Raw genomic sequence first — 12,210 nt, 5'->3', positions numbered from 1 at the left:
AAGACAAAACAAAAACCACCATTCCCGGGAATGGTGGTTTTTGTTTTGTCTCAAGATGCCCGTACATTGCCTAAAAAGAGGGTACAGAGCAGCTTGAATTCTCAAGCATACCCCATATACCCCAAATCATTACAAGGTCACAGTCAGCTAGATTACTTAGTTATTTCAATCAATAAGTCTCCAGTACTGATCGCTTCTCCATCTTTAACATAAATATCTTTAATGGTCCCGGAGAATGGTGCTTGCACGGTAGTTTCCATTTTCATCGCTTCCGTAATGATTAGGTGATCACCCTGCTTGACTTGATCGCCTTTCTCGACCACTACGCGAATAACCGTACCTGGCATTGTCGCACCGAGTTGTTCTTTATTTTTTGGGTCTGCTTTCATTTTTGATACAACGGAAGATTTAATGTTTTCATCCTTGATGATCACTTCACGTGATTGACCATTCAACTCAAAATAAACGACCCTTGTTCCATCAGCCAATGGCTGACCGATTGAAACCAATTTTACGATGAGCGTTTTACCCTTTTCAATTTCAACTTCGATTTCTTCCCCTAGCCTCAAGCCATATAAGAAAGTAGCGGTATCGAGGTTGGAAACATCTCCAAACAGCTCAATCGTTTTATTGTAATCCAGGAATACTTTTGGATATAGGGCATATGCAAGCACATCGAAATCAGTGACTGCCCGTCCCAATTCCTTGAATAATTCTTCTTTAAGTGCTGCAAAGTCCACTTCTTCCAATAATTCACCCGGTCTTACTGTTATAGGTTTCTTCCCTTTCAGGATAACTTCCTGAAGCTCTTTAGGGAATCCCCCAACTGGCTGACCTAGATAGCCTTCGAATAACTCTATGACTGAATCAGGGAAATCGATGGAATTTCCTTTTGTCAGAACATCTTCTTCAGACAGGTTATTTTGTACCATGAATAAAGCCATATCCCCAACAACTTTGGATGAAGGAGTTACTTTAACGATATCGCCGAACATTACATTGACGCGCTGGTACATCTCTTTCACTTCATGCCAGCGGTCTCCCAGCCCCACTGCTTTGGCTTGCTGCTGCAGATTACTATATTGACCGCCTGGCATCTCGTGTTTGTAAACCTCGGTATGAGGTGCATTCATGCCGCTTTCGAAGTCATGATAGAATTTCCTGACCTCTCCCCAGTATTCTCCTAAACGCTCTAGAGAATCGACTTCCAATTTAGGCTGTCTGCTTGACCCCTCCAATGCATAATGAAGCGTTTGTACACTTGGCTGCGAAGTCAGTCCAGCCAAAGAACCTATCGCCGTATCAACGATATCCACACCAGCTTCGATCGCTTTAGAATACATGTAAATTCCATTTCCGCTTGTATCATGAGTATGCAGATGGATCGGAAGGGATGTCGATTCTTTCAATTCCGATACAAGGCGGTAAGCAGCTTCAGGTTTCAAGAGGCCGGCCATATCCTTGATCGCTAAAATATGGGCACCGGCTTGTTCTAATTCCACCGCCATATTTTTATAGTATTGGATATTATACTTGCTCCGTGATGGGTCATTCAAATCCCCTGTATAACAAATGGCAGCTTCCGCAATTTTGCCTGATTGACGAACTGCATCAATAGCCAATTCCATTCCTTTAACCCAGTTTAAACTATCGAAGATACGGAAAACGTCAATGCCTGCATCCGCTGATTTCTCTACGAATTCACGAATGACATTATCAGGGTAATTTTTGTAACCAACCGCATTTGAAGCCCTTAATAGCATTTGCAAAAGGACATTCGGAGCTTTTTTCCTGAAACTTAACAGCCTGTCCCATGGATCTTCTTTCAAGAAGCGATATGCGACATCAAAAGTTGCCCCGCCCCACATTTCCATTGAAAATAAATCAGGAAGGAGTTTTGCTGTAGGCTCAGCGATATCAAGGATATCTTTCGACCTGATTCTCGTCGCCAGTAAAGATTGATGTGCATCACGGAAAGTCGTATCGGTGATCAATACCTCTTTCTGTTCTTTAATCCATTTGACCAGTCCCTCTGCACCTTGCTCTTCAAGTATATTTTTTGTACCAGAGATAAGCGGCAGACCACCAACATTCGGAATCGGAGCTGGATCAAAAACCGGCTTTTTCTTTTTCTCGACTCCCGGGAATCCATTCACGGTCACATTTCCGATATATGAAAGCATTTTTGTCCCACGGTCTTTCCTGATTGGGAAGCTAAATAATTCCGGTGTTGTATCAATGAATGATGTATCATATTCCCCATTTATGAATTTTTCATGTTTAACAACATTTTCAAGGAAGGGGATATTAGTTTTAATTCCACGAATCCTGAATTCCTTAAGGTTACGAACCATTTTGGAAGCTGCCTGCTCAAATGAAAGCGCATGAGTCGAAAGTTTAACGAGAAGGGAATCATAATATGGTGTGATGACCGCACCTTGGAACCCATTCCCTGCGTCCAGACGAACACCGAATCCCCCACCGGAACGGTAAACCATCATTTTCCCGGTATCGGGCATGAAATTATTCAATGGGTCCTCAGTCGTCACCCTTGATTGAATCGCATATCCATGAGTTTTAATTCCCGCTTGTTCGGGAATCCCGATCTTTTTGCCATGGAGTTCATGCCCTTCAGCTACCATGATTTGAGATTGAACGATGTCAATACCCGTAATCATTTCAGTAATGGTATGCTCAACCTGTACCCGTGGATTGACTTCAATAAAGTAAAATTCGCCATTTGCGACAAGGAACTCGACCGTACCAGCGTTCACATAATCAATATTTTTCGCCAACTTGACGGCTGCCTCACAAATCCTTTCCCTTAAATCTTCGGAAAGGGAAACGGAAGGTGCCACTTCCACAACTTTTTGATGCCGTCTCTGAACGGAACAGTCACGTTCATATAAATGGACGATATTCCCATGAGTATCAGCCAAAATCTGAACTTCGATATGCTTCGGATTTTGTATGAATCTCTCTACATAGACTTCATCATTACCAAAAGCTGCTTTAGCTTCTGATTTTGCGCGATCATAAGCCTCTTCAACTTCTTCGATTTTTTCGACAATCCGCATTCCGCGTCCGCCGCCGCCTAAAGAGGCTTTTATAATAATTGGAAAACCATATTGTTCACCAAATTCCTTGACTTCTTCAACACTGGTCACCGGTCCATCGCTACCAGGGATAACCGGAATATCCGCCAGTTCAGCTTGTGTTCTGGCTTTCACTTTGTCACCAAACATATCTAGGTGTCTTGATTCTGGTCCGATGAAGATTATGCCCTCTTCCTCACAACGTTTCGCAAATTCAATATTTTCTGAAAGAAAACCATAACCTGGATGAATCGCATCGACTCCGCTCATTTTGGCAATCGCAATTATGCCTTCAATATCCAGATATGCATCAATCGGCTTTTTGCCTTCCCCGACCAAATATGCCTCATCCGCTTTATATCTGTGGTAAGAACCATAATCTTCCTTTGAATAGATTGCAACTGTGTGAATGTCTAATTCCGTACATGCACGAAAAATCCTTATCGCTATTTCCCCACGATTTGCCGCAAGTACTTTTTCTATACGTTTCGCCATTGCTACCACCCTAATCAATATGTATTTTTATTGAATATATAGAAAAAAAGCGTGAAAGATTTCCACCACTTTTTATTCATGAATTGATTTCCCAAATAAGGAGTCCAATCTGATTAAGCTCATTTTATCGCTGATGTAATTATTTCGATATATTTTATATTTTCAATTTTTACATTCGATAAAGTTTAAAAAGAGCCCTATACCATTAACAAATGAAAATTTAGCTATAATAATATATTATCAATTTAATTTAACATTCAATTAATATAACAATAATACTAAAATTAACTGAATACAATAAAAAAATAAAAAATTGCATATATTCGTATATAAAAACAAGGAATTAAATCTGATTTCCCACCAAGACTCCAATGCCGCCGCAAAGGAACAGGACCATAAATTGCCAATATCAAAATAAAAATTCAAAATAATTAAAAAACTCAAATTGAGATTCCGAGAACCAATTAGTATGTCACTATTGGATATAGTATAACACTATTGATTAATTATGTACATAAATAAAAAACTCAAACAATCATCGAGATTTGTTTGAGTTAGTATGTTTTATCTATTATTTTTTTAATGATGCTTCATGCAAAACTGACAATTCCTGTTCAAGGGTTTCCAAAAGGGATTTACCCTCGGTTTCCTCTACCAAACCTAAGCGTACGGCAAAATCAATTTCTCTTGATAGACCGAACATTTGTGTATCAAGGACCTCTTCATATAAAGGACATTGAGGCATAGTGAGATTTTCCATTTGAACTTTTATCAGTTTTAGAATCTTGTCAGCATCTGCTTTTAATAAAGCATAAGCTTTTTCTCGATGATTGACAAGCATATCAGATGCCATGTGAAATCCCCCCGCTCAGAGCGATTAAATCTTATCTTTAAATTCTACCTTTAGTTTTGTGAAAAAGCAAGGACATTGACAAACAATTTGCCATTGAGATAACACAATCACCTCTCAAATGAATATACCCAGCCATGAAAATTGTTCACCATCGTGAAGATGTGACAATTCAATTATAATTGATTATAATCATTAAAGAGCAACAGAAAGGAATGAGATATTTGGAACCCATCGTATTTATAAATGGAAAAGTGAAATATCAAATTACACTAGATCCCGGAGTATGGATTTTTGATGACCGTAAAGTTGAAATAAATACATATTTCCACGCAGAAAGAGTCCAAGTCAATGAATTAGAAGAATATACGATTGCTGCCTCCAAACATTGGCAAAAAGAAATACAGGAAGGCGCAATAATGCCACCCACATTAAAAACGGAACGAAAGTTCGAGAAGCAAAGATTGCTGGAAGGGACTTTCGGCATCCCTTTTGAACCTTTTTTAAAAAATGCCGAACCTGAAAATGGGGTAACTGAAGTCATCGTTACAACCGATGATGAGGAGCTTACATTCCCATTGGAAACGGCACTTGAATTTTTCCTGGGCTTTTCCAAGAAAGGAAAGCCGCTTAAAATATCCGAGGGCGGTCCTTTGGAAATTTATTTCGGAGACGCTTCCAACATCAATGATCCGATAAAAAATGTACGGTCTTTCACTGTTAAATAAGAATTAGTCCATTCTCGCCAAAAACTTTAGAGCAATCGGCAAGGGATATCCCTTGCCGATTGCATTATAAAAGCGTAGCTGCCAGCTGGGCCAATCCAGATCTTTCCCCTTTTATCAATTTAACATGGCCTGCAATACGCTCGGTCTTGAATTTTTCCACCACATATGTCAAACCATTATTATATTCATCTAAATACGGATGATCTATTTGTTCCGGATCTCCCATTAACACAATTTTGCTTCGCTCCCCGACCCTCGTCAAAATGGTCTTGACCTCATGTTTCGTTAAGTTCTGCGCTTCATCGATGATGATGAACTGATCCGGGATGCTCCTTCCCCTGATATAGGTGAGGGCTTCCACTTCGATCGAACTCATGCCTGCTAAAATGGCATCCAATTCCCCAGGTTTTTTCGTATTGAACAAAAATTCGAGATTATCAAAAATAGGCTGCATCCATGGTCTTAATTTTTCTTCTTTTTCCCCTGGCAGATAACCAATATCTTTACCAACCGGAACAATGGGCCTGGCAACCAAAAGTTTCTTATATTGTGACAAATCTTCAGTTTGCATCAATCCTGTTGCCAATGCCAATAAAGTCTTACCTGTCCCAGCCTTACCAATGAGCGTCACAAGCTTGATGTCCGAACGGAGCAACAAATCTAGGGCCATCGTCTGCTGGACATTTCTCGGTTTAATTCCCCAAATATGTTCCCCTTCATACATCAATTTCTTAACGAACCTGCAATTCTCATCCACAATCCCTATCGCAGAAGCTGAACTGCCCAGCGTGTCCTTCATCAACAGGAATTGATTTGGATAATATGAATCTTTTGTCAGTTCTTCCAGTGCCAGAAAACTTTTTTCATAAAACTTATTCAGATTATCAATCGGTACAAACACTTCTTTGTGCCCAGCGTAAATATGGTCCAGTTCTACGACACGGTCATTTAAAAAGTCTTCTGCCTCAAGACCGATCGCATCAGCCTTGACCCTGACGAGTGTATCTTTACTAACCAAAATGACCGTTTTTCCAGCTTCCTTCGTCTCTTCTTCCAATGATAAATTTTTCGCGACTGCCAATATCCTGTTATCATTCGTTTTCTCCACAAAAATTTCCTGAAGCTTATGAAATGAACGGTGGTTGAGTTCAATCCTTATGCTGCCTCCATTATGAAGCGGAATGCTCTGATGAAGCTTCCCTTTTTCCCGAAAGCCATCGATCAATTTCGATACTTGCCTGGCATTCCTTCCGATTTCATCCATGTACCTTTTTTTCGAATCCAATTCTTCTAATACGACTGCTGGAATGACAACTTCATTATCTTCGAATGAATAAATCGAATACGGATCCTGCAACAGGACATTCGTATCTAAAACATAGATTTTTTTCCCCAATATGACGCCTCCTGCCTGCTCTATAGGATATGCCTTACCATTTACTACACTCAGCATTTATGTAGCGGACGAGACTGTTGATAAAATATATGTTCCTTTGCATAAAGATAGAAGAACATTTACAGACTATAAAGAAAACTTCCAGCAAAGAATGCAATCCCCAACATTGATAACACCATGTTTCACTGCATTTTATACTTATATGCATCAGACTTGGTAGTGATGGACAGGCTGGAACAAAAAAAGAGCATTAAGGAGGCTTTACATTGCGAAAAATCATATTGCCGCTCGCTGCGGTTCTGTTGATGTCAGGTTGCACAATGGATAATAATAACGAAGTGTCTGAAAATAACTCGAAAAACAATATAACGAAAGTCAATAATACGACCATTAAGGAGGCAGACAGAAATACCGGCCAGCAAACAGCGGAAAGACTCACCGGTTTGGCTAAATCCATTCCGGAGGTGAACGATGCCACCGCAGTCGTACTTGGCAAATATGCCATCGTCGGAATAGATATTGACCAAGATATTGAGCGTTCACAGGTCGGAACGATAAAGTACTCTGTTGGAGAAACTTTAAAACATGATCCTGAAGGTGCAAATGCCCTCATCGTCGCTGACCCGGATATAAATGAGCGGATAAGGGAGGTGGCCAGAGACATTAAAGACGGTAAACCGGTAACCGGGATACTAAATGAACTGGCTGACATCACAAGTCGAGTCATTCCTGAGGTTCCTGGTGATATTTTAACCCCAACGCCGTCCAAGAACATTGAAAATGAAAAAAATAAACTTGATGATGAAACGGAAAGAAAAGAACTCGATAAAGAGCAAAATGATCAATCCAATCACTTTAAAGAATGAATTTTCCTGACCCGAAGTGAATCTTCGGGTTTTTTGTCTATACCCGCCATGCACCAAGTAACATTAACTTTCAAATGTCAGTTTCACTTTATCCTCGTTTTACCATAAAAATATTGGTATACTTAAAAGCATATTCGAATTGAAGTGAGGTTCAACTAATATGAAGGTTAAATGTGTAATATGCGATCAAATTGAATCTATACCTGACGATAGCCCAGAAGCAAAGAAACTTCGAAACCGTCCTATACATACCTATATGTGCAATACATGCAACCAACGCATAGAAGAGCGTACGAACGAACGGATTGCAACCGGAAATTTCCGTCTGTACCGGACGATCAAAAATGAAGATGAATGGTAGAATATTTTATAAAGTTTGCCTGATTGGTCTCATCAATGGAGTTCTGCTTGGATTGATAATGAAGTGGGTAGAAATGTTTTCCGGCAAGCAAGTGTATAAGCTTTTATTGAATGTGGATTTCCTTCCTCTAATTGGAGCTGTTTCCTGGAGTGAGACATCATTGTTCTTTTTCCATCTCCTTTTTTCACTTGCCATTACGTTTATTTACGCTTATATTCTTCATCCTTTGAAAATTTTCAGGAGATGGAACGAATACGCACTTGCTTTTATCACGATCATTCCCGCCATCATGCTTTACTTCCCACTATCGGCGCTGTCGAAAACAGAAGTTGTCCTTCCATCTGATTTGACAGCTTTCTTTTTGTGGACAATCTTACATCTTTTTTACGGACTTTTCCTCCCTAAAGCCATATAAAAAAAAGAACCGTGCGTAAATCGCACGGTTCTTTTTATCATTACTCGATATTTTTATACTTTTCTGGCTCTAACTGAATTTGGTCTAACATGATATCAATCAATTCAATCGGATAACGTTGCTTTTTCATTTCGTCTCCCAAAAGGTACTCGACGAAATAAAAAGGTTCTGTCTTTATAACCGAATCGATTATCACCTGATGATCGTCTTTCAGCATCTGCATGAAAAACATTTCTGTATCGCGTGCAGCTGTATCATCAGGCCTTGCATCACAGACAACTTTGATCGTCAACCAATTGTATAAAGCATCCTGTAATGATTTCATCATCTTAAGCCTGTTCTTCTTTTCTCGAATTATGAAGACGGATCCTATAAATCCCCAGAACAAGCGAAGCGATGACTAATGCTTCCCCCATAGGAAGAAACACCGCAAAGAAAGAAAGAAGGGTACATCCAAGTGCCATTACCACATAAATGACCACATTTTTTAGCAATGGTAACTTTTTGGCAAAACCTAACTGATAGACAAGGATGCATAATCCAAAGACCGTCAAATATAAATACCACATTCCTGCTTCAGGATTTTCATCCACTCTGTACAATGCTGCAAAAAATGATAATCGCTCTTGGATATCCAATCTTTTCTCCTCCTCTTGCTATTTATTTTTCTTCAACAGCAACTTTTTTTCTTTTAGCTGCTCTTTCACGCTCGTTTTTATCTAGAATTTTTTTACGAAGACGGATTGAATCCGGAGTTACTTCACAGTACTCGTCATCGTTCAAATATTCCAGAGCTTCTTCAAGGGACATGATTCTTGGTTTTTTCATGGAAGAAGTTTGGTCTTTATTTGCTGAACGCATATTTGTCATTTGTTTCGCTTTAACGATATTAACTGTCAAATCGCTATCACGGTTATGTTCCCCGACGATCATGCCTTCGTAAATATCCGTACCTGGCTCAACGAAAATAACACCGCGGTCTTCTACTTGCATAATACCATATTGTGTAGTTTTTCCTGATTCCATGGATACAAGTACACCTTGACGTCTTCCGCCGACTTGACCTTGGGCCATTGGTTGGTAGCTGTCAAATGAATGGTTCATGATACCATATCCGCGTGTAATCGTTAAGAACTCAGTTGAATAGCCAATAAGTCCGCGAGCTGGGATCGTGAACAGTAAACGAACTTGACCGCTTCCGCTGTTGATCATATCCAATAATTCACCTTTACGGGCTCCCATTGATTCCATGATCGAACCAGTGTGCTCCTCAGGTACGTCGATTTGTACACGTTCAACCGGCTCACAACGGACACCATCAATCAAACGAACGATAACTTCCGGTTTAGAAACTTGCAGTTCATAACCTTCACGTCTCATGTTTTCGATCAGGATGGAAAGGTGAAGCTCCCCACGACCTGAAACAATCCAGACATCCGGAGAATCAGTATTTTCGACTCTTAAGCTGACATCAGTCTGCAATTGGTTTCTCAAACGCTCTTCAATTTTACGAGCTGTAACGAATTTACCTTCACGGCCTGCGAATGGGCTGTTATTTACAAGGAAAGTCATTTGTAATGTTGGCTCGTCAATACGCAGGATAGGTAGAGCTTCAGGGTGTTCAGTCGGACAAACTGTTTCCCCTACGTTAATATCCTCCATACCAGAAACGGCAATCAAATCACCGGCAACGGCTTCTTGGATTTCAACTTTCTTCAAGCCGATATAACCAAAGATTTTCGTTACACGGAATTGTTTAACCTTCCCATCAAGTTTCATTAATGAAACTTGTTGACCTACATGCATTTTACCGCGGAATACACGGCCAACGCCAATACGTCCTACATAATCATTATAGTCAAGTAAAGCCACTTGGAATTGAAGCGGTTCATCTGAGTTATCGATTGGTGCAGGGATCGTTTCAACGATTGTTTCGAAAAGTGGGGTCATGTCTTCTTCTTGTTTAGCAGGATCTGAATCCAAGCTTGCAGTACCAGCAATACCTGAAGTGAAGACAACTGGGAAGTCTAATTGTTCTTCTTCAGCTCCTAGCTCGATGAATAAGTCAATTACTTCATCAACCACTTCATTTGGACGAGCAGAATCTTTATCGATTTTGTTCACGACAACGATTGGCGTGATCTTTTGTTCCAATGCTTTTTTCAACACGAAGCGAGTTTGCGGCATACAGCCTTCATATGCATCAACAACAAGAAGAACGCCATCAACCATTTTCATGATCCGTTCCACTTCACCACCAAAGTCGGCATGACCAGGTGTATCCAAAATATTGATCCTTGTATCTTGGTATTGAACTGCTGTATTTTTCGCAAGAATCGTAATTCCGCGTTCTTTTTCAATCGCATTAGAATCCATCGCACGTTCTTCCACATGTTCATTTTCACGGAAAGTACCAGATTGCTTAAGCAACTGATCCACTAACGTTGTTTTACCATGGTCAACGTGGGCAATGATGGCTATATTACGAATATTTTCTCTTAATTTCAAAAAATTCACTCCTAAAAAAGTTTGTGTATAACGTATCACTAGTATTAACTTACATATTATATCACAAACATACTAGAAACAAATACAGAAATTATGTACAATAGATATATTAGGGGTGATATTAATGAACATTAAATGGAATTTCTTAATATTAGCGGTATTGGCAACATCCAGTATTGGCTCCATTGGCATCTTCATTGCTGAAAAAAGCTTGATTGGAATATTGGCTGCAATCGTTATTCTTTGCGGAATAATGGGGTTCGGTTTCACTCAGAAGAAGAAATTACGCGAAGCCGGGAAATTATAATATAAAAAAAACTCGCTGACATACAGCGAGTTTTTTTGTTAATTATTTCAAAATGAGTATTTGATTCCATCCGTGCAAGATATTTATCCTGTATGCAATAAGGCCCTTGATGCTAACGGCTGGAGTTTCCTGACAAGTATTTATCGAATACTTCTTTGTGAAGCCCGGGTTTAGATACGAAAAGTGAGTCGCCTTCTAAATAATTCAATTTGTCACCTTTAATATTACTAACTTCCCCGCCCACTTCCTCAACCAGCAAAACTCCCCCGGCAAAGTCCCAAGGCATGAGTCTCATGGTAATGTATGCATCAATCCTTCCAGCTGCCACGAATGCCAGCTCCAATGCTGCCGAGCCATAAGAACGTGTCCCTCTTGCATCCCGAACCAGCGGTGCCAAAAGACTCGGGTCAATCCTCCGGTTTTCCGTTACCCAGCTAGCATTAATGGAAATGATCGCTTTGCTTACTGATGCCTCTTCAAGTGATGGGAGCCTTTGATCATTCAGAAATGCTCCCTGCCCCTTGACCGCATGATATAATTCATCACTGAAGACATCATAAACCATGCCAATCTTTCCAATGCCATCCACATAAACCCCTAGAGAAATTGCAAAATTCCGCTGTTGATGAATGAAATTCAAAGTTCCATCAATTGGATCGATGATCCACACCGTACCTTTTAGGTCTTTAATATCATGGCCCATTCCCTCTTCGCCAAAAATGCGGTGTTCAGGAAAGACTTCGCCGATTTTTTCGCAAAAAAACTTTTCTATCCCCTTATCCATATTAGTGACCAAATCATTCGGATTCGTTTTCATTTCAATATTCAACTTGGTTTTAAAGGACGCCCTAAGCCTAGTACCCGCTTCTTTCATCCATAACTTCGCATATGTATCCATTTCCTTGACCGATGCCATTATAATATCCCCGTCCTTTATGATCAGAAACTACATTAAAATGATCCACTTCTAAAGATTAAAGCAAATATAGCTTGCCTTCAAGTTTTTAACATCTTAAATTTTCCATTTTTTAAAAACATTTGTGGAAAGAAGGTTCCTTGACCATCCATCCATTAATCGGTTTTGCAATCAAGAGTTAGCCCGCGGAAATACTTTTCAAACCACTTTACCTAAACGTCTCCCTTCCTTATTAAATGGGACCGAACCAAAATAAAATACCCACCTTATATA

General features: G+C 39.8%; 12 protein-coding genes. 5 read left to right on the top strand and 7 right to left on the bottom strand.

Annotated features, from left to right (window positions below):
- Positions 1–152: 152 nt before the first annotated feature.
- Positions 153–3,590, bottom strand: a complete 3,438-nt coding sequence (gene pyc / locus ACIROD_RS14255) for a pyruvate carboxylase (RefSeq protein WP_402941699.1) — start codon at positions 3,588–3,590, stop codon at positions 153–155.
- A gap of 571 nt (positions 3,591–4,161) precedes the next feature.
- Entirely contained in the window at positions 4,162–4,443 is a 282-nt protein-coding gene (locus tag ACIROD_RS14250; protein ID WP_034313996.1) for an Fpa/YlaN family protein, read from the bottom strand.
- Positions 4,444–4,664: 221 nt separating this feature from the next.
- Here ACIROD_RS14250 and ACIROD_RS14245 point away from each other — a divergent pair, with 221 nt between their 5' ends.
- Positions 4,665–5,168: a peptidyl-prolyl cis-trans isomerase gene (locus ACIROD_RS14245; RefSeq protein WP_402941697.1), complete on the top strand. Its 504-nt coding sequence runs from the start codon at positions 4,665–4,667 to the stop codon at positions 5,166–5,168.
- 64 nt (positions 5,169–5,232) lie between these two features.
- Here the strand turns inward: ACIROD_RS14245 and ACIROD_RS14240 are convergent, their stop codons facing one another.
- The gene (locus ACIROD_RS14240; RefSeq protein ID WP_402941695.1) at positions 5,233–6,564 is read right to left on the bottom strand and encodes a PhoH family protein; all 1,332 of its coding nucleotides are present in this window, start codon (positions 6,562–6,564) and stop codon (positions 5,233–5,235) included.
- 266 nt (positions 6,565–6,830) lie between these two features.
- Here ACIROD_RS14240 and ACIROD_RS14235 point away from each other — a divergent pair, with 266 nt between their 5' ends.
- The 3 genes from ACIROD_RS14235 to ACIROD_RS14225 all read left to right on the top strand — a co-directional run bounded on the left by ACIROD_RS14235 (position 6,831) and on the right by ACIROD_RS14225 (position 8,206).
- Positions 6,831–7,430, top strand: a complete 600-nt coding sequence (locus ACIROD_RS14235) for a YhcN/YlaJ family sporulation lipoprotein (protein ID WP_230177577.1) — start codon at positions 6,831–6,833, stop codon at positions 7,428–7,430.
- A gap of 160 nt (positions 7,431–7,590) precedes the next feature.
- Positions 7,591–7,791: a YlaI family protein gene (locus ACIROD_RS14230; RefSeq protein ID WP_072272690.1), complete on the top strand. Its 201-nt coding sequence runs from the start codon at positions 7,591–7,593 to the stop codon at positions 7,789–7,791.
- Positions 7,775–8,206, top strand: a complete 432-nt coding sequence (locus ACIROD_RS14225) for a hypothetical protein (protein WP_101224548.1) — start codon at positions 7,775–7,777, stop codon at positions 8,204–8,206. The genes ACIROD_RS14230 and ACIROD_RS14225 overlap by 17 nt, the downstream gene beginning before the upstream one ends.
- Positions 8,207–8,246: 40 nt before the next feature.
- Here the strand turns inward: ACIROD_RS14225 and ACIROD_RS14220 are convergent, their stop codons facing one another.
- Genes ACIROD_RS14220 through typA form a run of 3 tightly spaced genes read right to left on the bottom strand, consistent with a single transcriptional unit; the run spans position 8,247 to position 10,714 of the window.
- On the bottom strand, positions 8,247–8,531 hold the full coding sequence (locus ACIROD_RS14220) for a hypothetical protein (RefSeq protein WP_402942939.1): 285 nt from the start codon (positions 8,529–8,531) through the stop codon (positions 8,247–8,249).
- A gap of 4 nt (positions 8,532–8,535) precedes the next feature.
- Positions 8,536–8,844, bottom strand: a complete 309-nt coding sequence (locus ACIROD_RS14215) for a YlaH-like family protein (protein ID WP_034314008.1) — start codon at positions 8,842–8,844, stop codon at positions 8,536–8,538.
- 22 nt (positions 8,845–8,866) lie between these two features.
- A complete protein-coding gene (gene typA / locus ACIROD_RS14210; RefSeq protein ID WP_048684521.1) occupies positions 8,867–10,714 on the bottom strand; it encodes a translational GTPase TypA in 1,848 nt (615 codons plus the stop codon).
- A 124-nt stretch (positions 10,715–10,838) separates the two neighbouring features.
- On the opposite strand from typA, the gene ACIROD_RS14205 reads away from it, so the two are divergent.
- Positions 10,839–11,021 (top strand): YlaF family protein, encoded by a 183-nt coding sequence (locus ACIROD_RS14205; protein WP_034314013.1) that lies wholly within the window; start codon positions 10,839–10,841, stop codon positions 11,019–11,021.
- A gap of 112 nt (positions 11,022–11,133) precedes the next feature.
- On the opposite strand, the gene ACIROD_RS14200 is transcribed toward ACIROD_RS14205, so the two are convergent.
- On the bottom strand, positions 11,134–11,937 hold the full coding sequence (locus tag ACIROD_RS14200; RefSeq protein ID WP_402941692.1) for an inositol monophosphatase family protein: 804 nt from the start codon (positions 11,935–11,937) through the stop codon (positions 11,134–11,136).
- Positions 11,938–12,210: the final 273 nt, after the last annotated feature.

This window comes from Peribacillus sp. NPDC101481, assembly GCF_044767165.1.
Lineage (GTDB): Bacteria > Bacillota > Bacilli > Bacillales > DSM-1321 > Peribacillus.
Note: the sequence above shows the minus strand (reverse complement) of the source record. Positions and strands in the feature narration are given on the sequence as shown.

What these genes read in the sequence shown, in the direction of transcription:
- ACIROD_RS14205 (WP_034314013.1), top strand. Translation starts at nt 10,839, where the DNA reads ATGAACATTAAATGGAATTTCTTAATATTAGCGGTATTGGCAACATCC.
- ACIROD_RS14230 (WP_072272690.1), top strand. Translation starts at nt 7,591, where the DNA reads ATGAAGGTTAAATGTGTAATATGCGATCAAATTGAATCTATACCTGAC.
- pyc (WP_402941699.1), bottom strand. Translation starts at nt 3,590, where the DNA reads ATGGCGAAACGTATAGAAAAAGTACTTGCGGCAAATCGTGGGGAAATA.
- ACIROD_RS14200 (WP_402941692.1), bottom strand. Translation starts at nt 11,937, where the DNA reads ATGGCATCGGTCAAGGAAATGGATACATATGCGAAGTTATGGATGAAA.
- ACIROD_RS14220 (WP_402942939.1), bottom strand. Translation starts at nt 8,531, where the DNA reads ATGAAATCATTACAGGATGCTTTATACAATTGGTTGACGATCAAAGTT.
- ACIROD_RS14250 (WP_034313996.1), bottom strand. Translation starts at nt 4,443, where the DNA reads ATGGCATCTGATATGCTTGTCAATCATCGAGAAAAAGCTTATGCTTTA.
- ACIROD_RS14225 (WP_101224548.1), top strand. Translation starts at nt 7,775, where the DNA reads ATGAAGATGAATGGTAGAATATTTTATAAAGTTTGCCTGATTGGTCTC.